Here is a 15605-nt window from a genome sequence, read left to right as displayed (position 1 = left end):
CTTTTTCATCTAAACAAGTAAGATAAGAAAAAATAACCTGGCAATGAGGAAGAAAAGTAATCTTGCGTGGCACTTCAGAGAGCTGATGGTGGGTGAGAATCAGCGTGCGCGAATGATGAATGGGCTTCTGAGCTTCCGGAACTGAACCATTTAGTAGGATTCGGCGGAGCGTCTTACCGATACAAGAGACACCTTATTGAATTTTGTAAGGGGTAAGTGCGTTTACGTTTGTAAACGAATAAAGGTGGCACCACGGGGTCTCTCGTCCTTTTTTAGAGGATGAGAGGCCTTTTTGGTTGTCTAAAAACTGGAGGGGAATTATGAAGACGATCGTAACGGGAATTAAGCCAACAGGACGAGTTCATCTGGGGAATTATATTGGTGCCATTAAACCCGCGTTAGATCAAGCAAAAAATAAAGAGCTAGAAGCTGTTTATTTTGTTGCCGATTATCATGGATTAACAAAAGTTCGAGATCAGAAAGAGATGCAAGAACTATCCTACGGAATTGCGGCCACGTGGCTTGCACTTGGTCTCGATCCAGACCATTCGATCTTCTATCGCCAGTCAGATGTACCTGAAATCTTTGAATTATCATGGATTCTAGCCTGCTTTAGCCCAAAAGGATTGATGAATCGAGCTCACGCCTATAAAGCGATTGTTGAAAAGAATCGTATGGAGAATCGCGAAGAAGACGAAGGGGTGAATATGGGGTTATTTACTTATCCGATCTTAATGGCCTCAGATATTTTGTTATTTCAATCCAATTACGTTCCTGTTGGGAAAGACCAAATTCAGCATGTAGAAATTGCGCGGGATTTGGCATCAGCTTTTAATCATCAGTTTGGAAGAACATTTACGCTGCCGGAACACATAGTTGATGAAAACACGCCCATACTGCCAGGATTAGACGGTCGGAAAATGAGTAAAAGTTATCATAATACGATTCCACTGTTTGAAGAGCCGGATAAGTTAAAGAAATTGATTAATCGCATTACAACGGATTCCTCTGGTCCTAAAGAGGCGAAAGATCCGAATCATTCCACTGTGTTTGCGTTTTATAAAGCATTTGCAAGTGAAGAGCAAACGATTGAAATGAGAAGGAAATTCCAGGAAGGGATTGGATGGGGCGATGCGAAAGAAGAGCTTTTTCATGTAATGAATGATTTCTTCGCTGAACCACGTGAAACGTTTCACTACTATTTATCTCATACAGAAGAACTTGATCGCATTCTTGAAGCAGGAGCAAAGAAAGCAAGGGCAAAAGCGATACCTTTATTAAAAGAAGTAAAAAGAAAGCTTGGTATTCTGGTGCACCCTTAATTTCTTTTTCATTTATGCCGATAAAGAGACTATACTGATTTTCTAACGTCGGAGGCACAGAATCATGATTGAAATGTCAGGACAGTACAATTGGTGGATTGTTTTACTGTCGTTAATTATAGCGATCTTTGCATCTTATAGTGCATTAGATCTTGCAGGACGGGTCGCCTATTCAAAAGGGATACGGAAATGGATATGGGTAGTTGGAGGGGCCGGTACAATGGGAATTGGTATCTGGTCGATGCATTTTATTGGCATGCTGGCTTTTTCAATGTCGATGCCAATGACTTACAACATTCCGCTTGTCTTCTTATCGATAGGAGCTGCGTTCTTGGGTTCATTGATTGCTCTTGTGGCTGTTGGGGGAAAACAACTATCCATAAGAAGACTAATTGTTGGAACAATTTTTATGTCAGGCGCTATTATCGCGATGCACTATATTGGGATGGAAGCGATGGAAATGGTCGAGATTACCTATAATCCCTGGTTGCTAAGTCTATCGGCTCTCATTGCGATTGTTGCCTCATTTGGCGCACTGAAATTATCATTTACCTTTTCAAGACCAAAGAAAATTCGTCATATCATCTTATTGAAATTAGGTAGTGCAAGTGTGATGGGAATGGCGATTGCAGGCATGCATTATGTTGGGCTAGAAGCTGCCAGCTTTTACATGGCACAATATCACAATCCTCTCATTAACGGATTAGATACGTCGGCCCTATCGATTGTGATTGCGATTGGCACACTTTGTATCCAGGCTATTTTAATTTTCGGGATTGTCACTGAACGTAAGTTTATTAAGCAGGAAACGGAGTTGAAGGGAAATGACTACCGCTTACGTTCTCTTTTAACTCATAGCATCGATGCGATCTTAACGCTTACAGTAGACGGTAGAATTCGTTCGCTAAATCCTGCTGGAGAAGCGTTGTTTCAAGTGAAACGGAATCAGCTTAGTCATATCAATCCCATTGATTTTTTTGGAGAAGAGGAACTTGAACGTGTACGTGAATACTTTCTCACTGTTCATAGAACGAGGCAGGCAGTGAGTTTTAATACAAAGGTTGTGACGCTTGATAAAGAGATGAGTGAGCTAAATGTCACGTTTGTTCCGATTTATTTAAATGAAAAACTCGATCGGATTTATGCGATGACAAAGGATATTACTAGACAACAAAAAGCCGAAAGACAAACGCATCACATGGCTTATTACGATGCCTTAACTTCCTTACCGAATCGTCGTTCGTTTGTTGAGCATTTAGAAAGCTTTCTTCAAGATGATAAAGGTGATGACCTGGCTGTCATGATGCTTGATTTGGATCGATTTAAAGTAATTAATGATGCACTTGGTCACAATACAGGTGATTTGTTTCTCTGTGCAGTAGCAGAGCGTTTGCAAGCGTGTATTTCTCCTTATGGTTTTCTTGCTCGCCTTGGAGGAGACGAATTTGTCATTGTATTAAGTCACTTTGATCACATTTATCCCGATGAATTGGCGAACCAAATTATTGAGGCTTTTGATACACCATTTCAAGTAGGTTCACACGACCTCTCAACTTCTGCAAGTATCGGAATTGCTGTAACTCCATCTGATGGGAACGATGTGGAATCATTAATGAAACACGCTGATATTGCCATGTATTCAGCAAAAGGACGCAACCGTAAGAAATACCAATTCTATTCGAAGTCGATGGGGCAAAAAAGTGAATTACGACTCGTAGAAGAAAGCTCATTGAGAAATGCTCTTGTTAATCAGGAATTTATTTTACATTATCAGCCTCAAGTGAACTGTCAGGATGGCTCCCTATCCGGGGTCGAAGCACTTGTGCGCTGGCAGGTAGGGGAAGGGGAACTTCGCTATCCTGGTGACTTTATTTCTCTTGCAGAAGAGACTGGACTTATCGTAGAACTTGGGAGACAAGTTTTGGATATGGCCTGTCAGCAGGCAAAGAAATGGAGTGATCGAGGACACCCACTGCGCGTTTCAGTGAATCTTTCTCCCAAACAGTTTCAAAGTGATGAACTGATTACTACTGTTAAAGAAATGTTAGAGTTATACAAGCTTGATCCAGCTTTAATTGAGCTTGAAGTGACTGAAAGTATGACGATGGAAAATTCAACACGCTCATCTTGGATGATTACGTCGCTTCGAGACCTTGGCGTTAGTATTTCAATTGATGACTTTGGGACCGGACATAGCTCTTTAAGTTATTTAAAAGACTTTTCGATTAATCAGGTGAAAATCGATAAATCCTTTATTGATGAACTGACGCAAAATGTGAAATCAGATCAAATTACGAGTGCGATTATCGCAATGAGCAAGCAGTTGAAGTTGCACGTCATTGCGGAAGGCGTTGAGACGAGTGAGCAAGTTGATTTTCTTTCGGAAAAAGGCTGTGATAGTATACAAGGCTATTTCTACAGCAAACCCGTTTCTTCTCAACAAATTGAAGAAAACTATCTAACATTCGACCAGGCACCCGCATAACTCATTATGACCTCTCAGTAAACCATACGATGAATCGTGTGGTTTTTTCTTTCTCCTATTCTATTATTGACAGTTTGTTAACCTGGTGATAGTTTAATGTTAACTGATTATTTATTTTAGTTAACATATTAGCGGGAGGCGTATGATGCAAAAAGTAAAGGAAGGTACAGTGGTGAACTGGGCGTATTTTGCTGATTTAGCACTTGCGGGAAAGCCCTTAACAAGGGAACAGGCAATAACGGTTCTATCATCACCGGATGATCAATTATTACCGCTCTTATATGCTGCTTTTAAAGTAAGAAAGCATTACTATGGTAAGAAAGTGAAGTTAAATATGATTATCAACGCAAAGAGTGGGTTATGTCCTGAGGATTGTGGATACTGTGCTCAATCTGCATTCGCTCATACAAACGTAAGTAAGTACCCTCTACTGGATCAGGAAACGTTGATTAATGGAGCAAGAGAAGCGATGGCTCGTAAAGCAGGTACATACTGTATTGTGATGAGCGGGAGAGGGGCAACAAATCGAGAACTAGATAAAGTGATTGATGCTGTGGAGCATATAAAGTCAGAAATGCCGTTGAAGATTTGTGCCTGCCTCGGTATTCTTTCTGAAGACCAAACGAATCGCTTAAAGGAGGCAGGGGTAGATCGCTATAATCATAACGTAAATACGAGTAAAAGCTTTCATGAGAAGGTAACCTCCACACATACATATGAACATCGTGTGAGTACAGTAGAAAATGTGAAAAGATCCGGGATCTCACCATGTTCTGGTTGTATCATCGGCATGGGAGAATCTTATGAAGATGTGTATGAAATGGCAGAAGAGCTTCGTCAAATGGATGCTGATTCAATTCCAGTTAATTTCCTCTACTCTGTCCCAGGGACAAAACTCGAGAAGATGGATGAATTGAACCCGCGCTATTGTTTAAAAGTATTAGCGCTTTTCCGCTTCATGAACCCAACAAAAGAAATTCGGGTTTCAGGGGGACGAGAAGTGAATCTCCGCTCTCTTCAAGTGATGGGGCTTTATGCTGCAAATTCTATTTTTGTTGGAGACTACTTAACAACGGATGGTGCAGATGCGACAGCTGATCACCAAATGATAGAAGATCTTGGCTTTGAAATAGAGTCATAACCAAAAGAAAGGACCGCAGCTGCGGTCCTTTCTTTTAGTTTTTAACGAGCCTATACCCAATCCAGTTCAAAGCCTGTTGTAAATTTGATTTTACGACAATTTGATCGAAATCATTTGTGGCATGAACAGCTTTCATCGCAAGGTCGGGACGAATGCCGGTTATAATCATTTGAACACCGATCAGTTTAAGGGATTGGCCAATTTTCAAAAGGTTATTAGCACTTTCACTATGGATATTTACCAACCCTGAAAGATCAAAAATCAGATAATCAAGCTGATTCTTAGCACTTTCAGCTAGCGCTGTCTCCATAAGTTGTTCCGTTCGTAACTCACTTACATTACCGATAATTGGAAGGATGGCGACTTCATTTGAAATAGGAACGATGGGAACTGAAAGAGATTCAATTTCTGAATTGGCACGTTCTAATTCAAGGACATTTCCTAACAGGTTAGCCATTGCTTTAAATAAGTCAATATGGTTCTGAGTATAATGAAATGGCTTTGTATCAAGGCCACATAGCGTACCATAATTATCACCGTTTCGGTAATGGATTGGTGCACCGATTAACGATCCTCCACCGAGGTTTTTGGTAACTTCCATATCCTTAGTAGAATGGTGAGTAGCTAAATTATCAATGATAAGGGGTTCACGACCGCCTTTAACAATGAATTGTCAGTAAGAGTCTCGATACAGGGTTTCAAAACCAGATTCGAGTAGGATTTCATCTCGATTAAAAGAAGAAATAATGTCGACATCGGTTTTATCATTTTTCGCGATAAAAAATGTATTGACTCCAACGAATTTACTGATAACTTCAAGTACATCCTTTGAAGCATCCTCAATTGACGTATAGGTCGGGATAGTTGATTGAATCAATTCATTCACCTCTTTTTAAAACGACATTAAAACCATTCTATCTCTATAGTATCGTATCATTGAACGGATAGATATGAAAAAATAAACCATTATAGAAGAAGAGAGTTTATAAATGAAGAGAAAAGAGAGAAGGAATCGACTTGAAAAAAATTTTCATTCTTTTAAAATTTATAGCTTAAATCTTTTTGATTAGGGTAAATGAAGAAAAGGGATTTTGAACTTATTTACATAAGGAAAGAAAAAGTAGTTACAAATGTGAAGGGAGATCGAGATCGTTTCATACTACATATAGAAAAAAGTGAAATTTTTAAGAGGTGAGTTAATGAAAAATGCAACACTCGTTTTTTGGTACAGTCTTATTATTTGTGGATTCGTAGTATTATGGGGGGCAATATGGCCAGAGCACTTACAGTCAGTAACCTCCACAGCGACAACGTTTATATCGAGTCGATTTGGATGGTATTATCTTCTCCTCATTATGGGGATTCTTGTTTTTTGTGTTTACTTGATTTTTTCAAGATTTAAAGATATTAAGCTGGGTGGAAAAGACGATAAACCCGAGTTCAGCTTGCCAACCTGGTTTGCCATGCTTTTCAGTGCAGGGATGGGAATGGGTATGGTATTTTGGACGACAGCAGAGCCCATTTCGCACGCTTTCAAAAGTAGTCCGAGTGGAGAATTAGGAACAGATAAAGCGATAGAAGAATCGCTGCAATATTCCTTTTTCCATTGGGGTGTTCATGCATGGGCAGTTTATGCCCTTGTTGCCCTTGTGTTAGCATATTTTAAATTTCATAAAGGTTATCCAGGGTTAATTAGTGCGACGCTAACCCCGTTGTTTGGAGAAAAACGAATGCAGGGAACACTTGGATATATGATTGACACGCTTGCTGTTGTTGCAACAGTGGTAGGGGTTGCGGCAACACTTGGGTTCGGATCGGCTCAAATTAATCAGGGACTTAAGTTTTTGTTTGATACGCCAGCGAACTTCTCTGTTCAACTGCTTATTCTCGTTATCTCAACTGTCTTGTTTATTGCATCTGCATGGTCAGGGTTGAAAAGAGGCATTAAATATTTAAGTAATATTAATATGATTCTCGGATTTGCCCTTATGATTCTGCTTCTTATAGTAGGGCCGACGCTTTACATTATGAATATGTTTACTGGATCTTTAGGAGGCTATATTTCAAACTTTTTCGATATGAGTTTTCATATTGAGCCAATAAATAATGATCAAAGATCTTGGGTTGATAGCTGGACGATTTTCTACTGGGCATGGTGGATCTCTTGGTCACCATTTGTTGGTATTTTTATTGCTAGAATTTCAAGAGGTCGAACAATTAAAGAGTTTATGCTTGGTGTTTTATTTGTTCCATCAATTGTTTGTTTCATCTTTTTTGCAGTCTTTGGTGTATCGGCTCTCGATTTACAGCAAAGTGGCATTGCGACGATTTCGGATTATTCGATCGAAACAGCTACCTTTGCAGTTTTACAAGAATATCCTCTTGGTACCCTGATGTCTTTTATCACGATTTTCGTTATCGCCATTTTCTTTATCACATCAGCTGATTCAGCAACGTTTGTATTAGGAATGCTGAGTACAACAGGATCATTGAATCCTTCAGCACTGATTAAGATTGTATGGGGGTTAGCTCTTTCTGCGATGGCAGCCATCATCGTCTACTTTGGAGGAACACAGGGGCTGCAAAATATGTTAATTCTCGCAGCTTTACCATTTTCAGTCGTCGTGCTTTTAATGGGGTACTCCTTCTATCGAGCAGCAAGTAAAGAGGTATTATCGAAAAGAAAAAGAACGAAAGCACAACAAAAAGCGGTTTAATGAGATGGAGAGCTGTGTCCCGATGAGGGGCACAGCTTTTTTTGCAGGAAAAAAAGAAGTGGTAGGGAATTGCTAATGGAAGAGGAAAGGGGATGAGTGAAAGGTGAAACAGATTATTGCAATGGGTGGTGGAGGGTTTTCGATGGAACCTGACAACCCGTTATTAGATCGTTACATCTTAAATCAAGCAAGCAGCAAAGAACCAAAAATCTGTTTCATTCCAACTGCGAGTGGAGATGCAGAAGGATACATAGCGAAATACTATGCTTTTTTTGAAAAACAATTATGTGTGCCATCGCATCTGTCGCTTTTTAAACCACATGTACAAGATATTGAAGCCTTTTTGTTAAGTCAGGATATTCTCTATGTAGGTGGAGGAAACACCAAAAATCTCCTCGTGCTTTGGAAAGAGTGGGGACTTGATGGAATTATGAAAAAAGCATGGGAACAGGGCATTATTTTAGCAGGAATTAGCGCAGGGGCAATCTGCTGGTTTGAAGAAGGAGTCACCGATTCATTTGGAGATGAGCTTCATGCTCTTAAGTGTCTTGGGTTTCTTTCAGGCAGTAGCTGTCCTCATTTTGATGGTGAAGAAAAGAGGAAATCTGCTTATCATCAATTGATCGATTCAGGTCAACTGCAACCGGGGATTGCGCTCGATGATGGGGCTGCTGTTCATTACATTGGTGAGACGATGAAGCGGATTGTGAGTTCGCGTAAAGAGGCATATGCCTATAAAGTTGAGAGAAATCATGTAGGAGAAGAGCGGTTGGAAACGATTTATCTTGGAGATGAAGAGGTGCCAACATAAAATGAAATTCCTTACAACACAAGCTGTGTCAGAGCTTGACTTGATTAATCAAGCTTTAATAAATGAAGGGTTACATCCCCTTTCGGATCAATCAGAAGTTCTCCTTTTAGGAGAAGGTGCCTGGCACTTCGCTTTTTTGCTAGAGAAGGAACAGCTTGTCCTTCGTTTGCCAAAGAAAATTGCCTATGAAAAAGAGATTCCATTTCATCGGAACGAGTTAACGACAGAGTATGCTGCAACAAAGGCGTTTTATGCTCATGCTAATAGGGCGAAAGAAGGCGTCTGCCCCGAATATTTCACATTTTCAGTTCAAGAAGAATTAACTTATACACTAGAATCGTATTTAGGGAAATCTAGTGAAATTGGCGATCTGTCAACAAACGAATCATTTCACTATGGAGTTGAAATAGGAGACTTTTTTCTTGCCTTAGAAACAATGGAATCTCCTTATAAAGGAATTGGATACCTAAAGGGTGATGAGAATGGTAAGTTAAAAGGTGAGCTAGATATGAACCAAAAAGAGTTCATGTCTGAAGAGACGAAGGAGTATGGTGAGGTGTTAACTCGTTTACTTGCGAGCGGTTATGAATTTGATAAGGAAAGGGTGGAAGCAGTTGGGAGAAAGCTCATCTCTGCTCGTTCCCTGGAGGGTGAGAGAATAACGTTTACGAATCAAGATACCTCTCCCGAGAACCTGATCTTTTCAGAACGGGGCTTTAAAATGATCGATCCTTATCCGCTTCTTTCTCCCGGAGTTTCGCTAGCTGCCAATCACGTCTTTAATTATACCTATCTGTTTCCTTTGTTTTATAATACGATCAGATACCAGAAAGGACATTATCAACAATCTCTTCTGCAATTAAAAGCAAACGCTACAGGATTCGTAAAAGCATATTCTGCTCATTCAAGGAAGAAGGAAATTGATTTACACATTGAAGTGTACTTAAAGCTTCTTACGATGACGCATGATCATCATCAATTAATAAACGCCAAAACATTGAGCCGTGAACAGATGATCCGATATGGGACGAGAGAGCAAATTGAAGAACGTTTCTTTCATTTTCTAAAAAATCTAGCACAATATTCAGTTGAAAGCCCTTCTGTTTGTTATTAAATCTGTAAGAAAAAGAACCACACTGAAATGTGGTTCTTCGTCATCCTTCTATCATGCCGAGAGACTTTAATGCTCCTTCTAAATTCTGTTTAATTGTAAGGGATTGCAAATCGAGACCTAAGGAAACAACGCCGATGGCAACTTCAGAACTTACGCCTGTGACAATGATGTCTACACCCATGACCTCAAGGGAATCGACAATCTTAAAGAGGTGCTGGGTCATCATTGTATCAAGTGTAGCCACACCCGATAGGTCAAGAATGAGGGTGCGAATCTTCTTGGCGCTTGACTCCATCACGGTACGTTCAAGAATGAGATCGGCACGCCTCTCATCAATTTCTCCGATAATTGGACAAATCGCTACACGTGATGAAAGCTTAATAATGGGTACGGATGAAGCATCATCCTGGTAATTTTCAGATTGAATGAGAAGTGTTTTTTGCTTCAAATAGCTTTCTGTATAAAAATGAATGTAATGATCAACTAACGGATCGGTTAATTTTGTGACGGTCAGAACGTCCGAAGCAGTTAGCGAGAGGGTATGCTGCTTCTCTCCGATGTAGCTAAGCAGAGACTGTTTGATGGCTGAAACGCTCATTAACATTGTATCTAAATAACCAGGTATCACATCTTTTTCGTTAACCTTCGGAAGTTCCTCAGTTGGATAAGAAATTTCACCCGCTTCAATCGATTCACCGAGTATTTTGATGAACGTTTCAATGAAATGAACAGGCACAATGGCTGGGAGATTTTGTTCTTTGACGGAAATTTCGATATGATGTCGCGCGTTTGCTGTAATTTGATCGATGTTTTGTATGATGGATTGCCCTAAAAGTTGGACAGTGTGTGAAATGTTTTCGGACATAGAAACTCCCCTCTAACTTTGTAGTCTACTTATGATAATATAAGAGTATTATATGCTTATCTTACTACAATGCACGTTTTTGTGAAGAAGTATATTACTATATACCTGGAGGTGCAGGGGAAATTTGAATAAATCCGTAGAGGATATGAAAACGACGCTTGATGTTGTCTGTGGGAAGTGGAAAGCTGTTTTGTTGCTAGAATTAGTGGAGACGCCTCTTCGATTTAGCGAGATCAAAAAGGCGATTCCGCGCATTCCTCATCAAACGTTAATTAAACATTTGAAAGAACTCGAGCAGGATGGGTTGATTAACCGGATCGAATCGGATGATGTACCGCCGAAAGTCGAGTATTCGTTAACTTCATATGGTTATGCTCTTGAACCATTGCTTCATGAAATGGAAAATTGGGGCAGAAGTCACCGCTCTCGTTCAGAAGAAACGATTGCAAACTAAAAGGAACGTGCATCTGCACGTTCCTTTTTGTATATTTATCTTGACTCTCTTAGTGGAATATCTGGATTTTTATCCTGGAACCATCGTAGCGCAAAGTCATTTTGGAAAAGAAGGACGGGACGCTTCAGCTGATCATAAACAAGCATATTACGAACGCTGTCTACTTTCTCTTCTGGGTTATCTGTCTCAATCCAGCGCGCATGCTGGTGTGGCATTGTGTCGAATTGAATATCAACATTGTATTCACCTTTCATGCGATATTCAAAGATTTCAAATTGAAGGCGTCCAACGACGCCGATGACAATTTCATCCCAGTGAGCAGTACGGTAAACTTGGATCGCGCCTTCTTCTGAAAGTTGTTGCACTCCTTTGTAGAAGTGCTTCTGCTTCATCGCTTTTTGGGCACGTACCTTCGCGAAATGCTCTGGTGGGAAAGTTGGTAAAGCACCAAAGGAATAAACGTTTTTCGAACCAACAAGCGTGTCACCAATTTGATACGTTCCTGAATCATAGAGGCCAACAATATCACCAGGGTATGCTTTTTCTACATTGCCTCGAGAGGATGCGAAGAAAAGCTGACCTTGAGATAACTTCAAACTCTTACCTGTACGCTCAAGCCATGCTTCCATTCCTTTTTCGAATGTACCTGATACGATACGTAAGAATGCTACGCGGTCACGGTGAGCTGGGTTCATGTTTGCTTGAATTTTAAAGATAAAGCCTGAAAACGTTTCTTCATCTGGTTTCACTTCCCCTTCAGAGCTCTGTCGAGGTGCTGGGGATGGAGCTAAATCAAGAAAGTGGTTTAGAAATGTCGGTACACCAAAGCTTGAAATGGCACTTCCGAAGAAGACTGGCGTTTGCTTACCAGATTGCAGGGCTTCTTCACTATAAGTAGCTCCGGCTTCATCAAGTAGCATCACGTCTTCTTGAAGCTGGTTCACTAGGTCTTCACCAGCTTTTTCTTTTAGAACAGGATCATCAAGATCTGAAATTTGCATCGCCTGCTTGTTATCGCCTTCAGTATCATAGAATTCAACAGCTTTTTGATGACGATCGTAAACGCCCTGGAACGATTGACCGATACCAATTGGCCAGTTCATTGGATACGATTCAATCCCTAGAACATCTTCAATTTCTTCTAGAAGTTCAAGTGGTTCACGACCCTGGCGATCCATCTTATTAATAAAGGTGAAAATCGGAATGCCATGCTCACTAACAACTTTAAAGAGCTTTTTCGTTTGTGACTCGACCCCTTTAGCAGCATCGATAATCATGACAACACTGTCAACAGCAAGGAGCGTACGGTACGTATCTTCACTGAAATCTTCATGTCCAGGTGTATCAAGAATGTTAATCGTATGTCCTTTGTAGTTAAAGTTCATCACACTGGAGGTTACGGAAATTCCACGCTGCTTCTCGATTTCCATCCAGTCAGATGTGGCGTACTTGGAGGATTTACGAGATTTAACGGTTCCAGTGGAACGAATCTGGCCACCGAGGAACAACAGTTTTTCAGTTAATGTCGTTTTACCAGCATCGGGGTGAGAGATGATCGCAAAGGTCCGTCTTTTCTTTATTTCTTCTTGTAATTCTTTATGGTTACTCATTATGTCATTTAGTCCTTTCAATATCACTTCTTATGTAATATAACATATTCTTACGGTTGTTCCTATTGCGTAAAGGGCAGGAAAAGTATGAGAAGGAATTACTTGAACGGATCTAGAAATGGAAAGAGAAAGGAGAGAGATAGCTATGAGCGGATTTCAAGAATTTTTAGATGATTTTCTAACGAGTTGGCAGAACTCTTCGTTAGATGAGATAAAGGTTAGAATAAGCGATACGTATCAGGCTAGAGAGATCTCAAGTCAATCAGAATTATACGATTTTGGATATGAGGAATCAATTCAAGGCTGGGATCAAGCGTTTACCTCTTTTCAAAAAGATGGGACGAAATGGATCTTAAAGAAGCTTACTGTTACACCGCTTCGACGAAATGAAATGCTTGCCATTATATTTGCTTCTATTGAAGTAGATGGGAAACAAAGTGAAACAGGGAATGTCTTTTTTAATACGTTTCGAAAAGAGGTTCAGGGCAATTGGAAGCTTATTAGAAGTTATATTGAAGCTGGAATTCCGAGTGACCATGTTGAAACCCTCTCTTTTAAAAAAGAATAAAAGTGGTATTCCAAACTCCCGCTAAACGATAGCGGGAGTTTTTTTGTGTGTAAAGCTATTGATGTGACCCATTAGGCACTTGTAGGTGCCTATATTACGGCAAAGTGCGTACTTTTCAGATAGACTGAACGAGCGCATAATCAGAGTCAGCTTGTTCCTATTGGTTTTAACTGATGGGATGGGCACTAATAAGTACCTATCGTACTTTTTAGGTACTGCGTTACAAAAAAGTACGTACTTCCAATATTGTCTAGAAGGATGCATAATCAGTTGTACCGCCGAATGGGGAGGCGCCTCCCTTTCATTTCGGTACTAAAAAAATTTCAAGGAGGAATTCGCTTTATGAGTTCTCAAACACATACAATGTCAAAATCGAAAGAAAAATCAAGCGGTACTCTCGCTCTTTTAGCACTTGCGATTAGTGCATTTGGAATTGGGACAACCGAATTTGTTCCTGTAGGACTTCTATCTTCTATTGCAGATGACTTATCGATTTCAATTACACTGGCTGGGCTGCTGATTTCAGGCTACGCCATTGGGGTAGCGATTGGTGCTCCGATACTAACGGCTTTAACTGGAAAGATGAATCGGAAAACGCTCTTGATGTCATTAATGGTCGTTTTTATTATTGGTAACCTTGTTGCAGGAATATCGACATCATTTGGCTTGTTGCTTGTTGCGAGATTTATTACGGCTTTCTCACACGGTATTTTCTTCTCAATCGGTTCAACGATTGCGGCAGATCTCGTTCCGGAAAATAAACGAGCAAGTGCGATTGCCTTTATGTTTACAGGATTAACCGTTGCTACCGTAACAGGTGTTCCGCTTGGTACATTTATTGGACAAGCGTTTGGTTGGAGAGCAACATTTCTTGGGGTCGCCATTCTTGGTGTCATTGGTATTATCGCAAGTGCGATTCTCGTGCCAAAAGATTTGAAAGAAGCACCACCAGCCAAATTTAGTGAACAGTTGAAGATTTTAAAGAATGGAAAATTACTCTTAGCATTTGCCATTACAGCACTAGGTTATGGTGGTACGTTTGTTGCTTTTACGTATTTAGCACCGCTTCTTGAAGATGTAACAGGTCTGAGTGCCAAATTTGTTAGTGTCATTTTACTTGTTTATGGTGTGGCCGTTGCGATTGGGAATGTGATTGGCGGTAAAGCATCGGATAAAAATCCATTAAAAGCGTTGTTCTGGATGTTTGTCCTGCAAGCGATCATTCTGTTCGTGATGACATTTGCCATCCCGTTTAAAGTGGCAGGTATTATGACAATCTTCTTTATGGGATTGTTTGCTTTCATGAATGTTCCTGGTTTGCAAGTACTAGTCGTTAATCTTGCTGAAAAATATGTACCATCAGCGGTAAACGTAGCATCAGCTTTAAACATTGCCGCGTTTAATGTGGGAATTGCCATTGGCTCTTTTGTTGGTGGTGTGATCGTAGATTCCATTGGTCTTATTCACACTCCTTGGATTGGTGCGATTATGGTCGTAGGAGCCGTTGCCCTTACAGGCTGGCTTCGTGCGATGGAAAGAAAAGCGTAGGAGGCTCTGAATATGACTGTATTTGAAAAGCATTATGCCTACAATAGAACGTATCAAAAAGATGAACTAACGCTTGGTCTTCATATTCCGCTTGAAAATTATCAGTTCAGTACACCGACGATGGAAAAGCAGGTAGAGCTCGCTCAGGCTGCAGAGGAGTATGGCTTCACGGCATTGTGGCTACGTGATGTACTTCTCAAGGATCCGCAATTCGGTGATCCCGCGACCGGTCAAATTTACGATATGATGATCTATTTAACCTATCTCGCATCAAACACAACAAAGATTGGTCTTGGTACTGCAGCGGCTGTACTGCCGCTGCGTCATCCATTGCGGGTAGCAAAGGAAGTAGCGACAATCGATCAACTTTTCCCTGAAAGACTGTTTCTTGGTGTATCGTCAGGAGACAGGCAATCTGATTTTCGTGGGTTAAATGCTTCCCATGCCAATCGTGGTCAAAGCTTTGTGGAAGCTTTCCATTATTTAAATGATGCCCTTTATCAAGAATTTCCGTCGATTCACTCTGAACAAGGAACGATTCATGGTGGGAATTTGGTACCGAAACCGGCTCAACGAGTACCCACATTTATTACAGGATTTGCGCAACAATCGATGGAGTGGTTCGCGGAACATGGTGATGGATGGATGTACTACCCTCGAGGTCCAGTTCAACAAAGAGAAGCGATTTCAGCTTGGAGAGAGCTCTCAGAAAAATATCATCCCGGTGTTTTTAAACCATTTAGCCAACCGATGCACCTGGATTTGGCGGAAGATCCGAATGAACAGCCAACACCAATTCGATTAGGTTTTCGTATTGGAAGGAACGTGCTGATCGATCTTCTGAATATTTATAAAGAAGCTGGAGTTAATCATCTCTTCTTTGCGCTCTTTGATAGCAACCGTCCCGCAGACGAAGTGATTCAAGAGCTCGGGGAAGAAGTTGTCCCTCATTTTCCAGCCCGATAAAACG

General features: G+C 40.6%; 14 protein-coding genes and 1 other annotated feature. Of the genes, 10 read left to right on the top strand and 4 right to left on the bottom strand.

Going from position 1 to position 15605, the window contains the following annotated elements:
* Positions 1-34 precede the first annotated feature (34 nt).
* Positions 35-273, top strand: a binding site (T-box leader).
* A gap of 47 nt (positions 274-320) precedes the next feature.
* The 3 genes from LC090_RS17155 to bioB all read left to right on the top strand — a co-directional run bounded on the left by LC090_RS17155 (position 321) and on the right by bioB (position 4948).
* Complete coding sequence (locus LC090_RS17155) at positions 321-1322, top strand: tryptophan--tRNA ligase (protein ID WP_226659229.1); 1002 nt, start codon at positions 321-323, stop codon at positions 1320-1322.
* Positions 1323-1386: 64 nt separating this feature from the next.
* Entirely contained in the window at positions 1387-3807 is a 2421-nt protein-coding gene (locus LC090_RS17150) for a bifunctional diguanylate cyclase/phosphodiesterase (protein ID WP_226659228.1), read from the top strand.
* 142 nt (positions 3808-3949) lie between these two features.
* Positions 3950-4948, top strand: a complete 999-nt coding sequence (gene bioB, locus LC090_RS17145) for a biotin synthase BioB (protein ID WP_425590665.1) — start codon at positions 3950-3952, stop codon at positions 4946-4948.
* A 34-nt stretch (positions 4949-4982) separates the two neighbouring features.
* Here bioB and LC090_RS17140 read toward each other — a convergent pair whose 3' ends face one another.
* Positions 4983-5588 carry an STAS domain-containing protein gene (locus LC090_RS17140; RefSeq protein ID WP_369522767.1) on the bottom strand — a complete coding sequence of 202 codons (606 nt, stop codon included), beginning with the start codon at positions 5586-5588 and terminating at the stop codon, positions 4983-4985.
* Between the two features lie 33 nt (positions 5589-5621).
* Positions 5622-5825: a hypothetical protein gene (locus tag LC090_RS17135; RefSeq protein ID WP_226659226.1), complete on the bottom strand. Its 204-nt coding sequence runs from the start codon at positions 5823-5825 to the stop codon at positions 5622-5624.
* Positions 5826-6147: 322 nt separating this feature from the next.
* Here LC090_RS17135 and LC090_RS17130 point away from each other — a divergent pair, with 322 nt between their 5' ends.
* From LC090_RS17130 to LC090_RS17120, 3 genes are all read left to right on the top strand, one after another.
* The gene (locus LC090_RS17130; protein WP_226659225.1) at positions 6148-7665 is read left to right on the top strand and encodes a BCCT family transporter; all 1518 of its coding nucleotides are present in this window, start codon (positions 6148-6150) and stop codon (positions 7663-7665) included.
* Positions 7666-7768: 103 nt separating this feature from the next.
* A complete protein-coding gene (locus tag LC090_RS17125) occupies positions 7769-8476 on the top strand; it encodes a Type 1 glutamine amidotransferase-like domain-containing protein (protein WP_226659224.1) in 708 nt (235 codons plus the stop codon).
* A gap of 1 nt (position 8477) precedes the next feature.
* Positions 8478-9590, top strand: coding sequence for a hypothetical protein (locus LC090_RS17120; RefSeq protein ID WP_226659223.1), 1113 nt, complete (start codon positions 8478-8480; stop codon positions 9588-9590).
* A 40-nt stretch (positions 9591-9630) separates the two neighbouring features.
* Here LC090_RS17120 and LC090_RS17115 read toward each other — a convergent pair whose 3' ends face one another.
* Positions 9631-10455: an STAS domain-containing protein gene (locus tag LC090_RS17115; RefSeq protein ID WP_226659222.1), complete on the bottom strand. Its 825-nt coding sequence runs from the start codon at positions 10453-10455 to the stop codon at positions 9631-9633.
* Between the two features lie 124 nt (positions 10456-10579).
* On the opposite strand from LC090_RS17115, the gene LC090_RS17110 reads away from it, so the two are divergent.
* Positions 10580-10909 carry a winged helix-turn-helix transcriptional regulator gene (locus tag LC090_RS17110; protein WP_226659221.1) on the top strand — a complete coding sequence of 110 codons (330 nt, stop codon included), beginning with the start codon at positions 10580-10582 and terminating at the stop codon, positions 10907-10909.
* 35 nt (positions 10910-10944) lie between these two features.
* Here the strand turns inward: LC090_RS17110 and LC090_RS17105 are convergent, their stop codons facing one another.
* Complete coding sequence (locus LC090_RS17105; RefSeq protein ID WP_226659220.1) at positions 10945-12519, bottom strand: peptide chain release factor 3; 1575 nt, start codon at positions 12517-12519, stop codon at positions 10945-10947.
* Between the two features lie 145 nt (positions 12520-12664).
* Here LC090_RS17105 and LC090_RS17100 point away from each other — a divergent pair, with 145 nt between their 5' ends.
* From LC090_RS17100 to LC090_RS17090, 3 genes are all read left to right on the top strand, one after another.
* A complete protein-coding gene (locus LC090_RS17100) occupies positions 12665-13087 on the top strand; it encodes a flavoprotein (RefSeq protein WP_226659219.1) in 423 nt (140 codons plus the stop codon).
* 342 nt (positions 13088-13429) lie between these two features.
* The gene (locus tag LC090_RS17095) at positions 13430-14635 is read left to right on the top strand and encodes an MFS transporter (protein ID WP_226659218.1); all 1206 of its coding nucleotides are present in this window, start codon (positions 13430-13432) and stop codon (positions 14633-14635) included.
* Between the two features lie 12 nt (positions 14636-14647).
* Positions 14648-15601: an LLM class oxidoreductase gene (locus LC090_RS17090; protein WP_226659217.1), complete on the top strand. Its 954-nt coding sequence runs from the start codon at positions 14648-14650 to the stop codon at positions 15599-15601.
* Positions 15602-15605 lie beyond the last annotated feature (4 nt).

Source organism: Guptibacillus hwajinpoensis, from assembly GCF_020524165.1.
GTDB classification, from domain to species: domain Bacteria; phylum Bacillota; class Bacilli; order Bacillales; family Guptibacillaceae; genus Guptibacillus; species Guptibacillus hwajinpoensis_D.
This window is presented reverse-complemented; position numbering and strand designations above follow the sequence as displayed.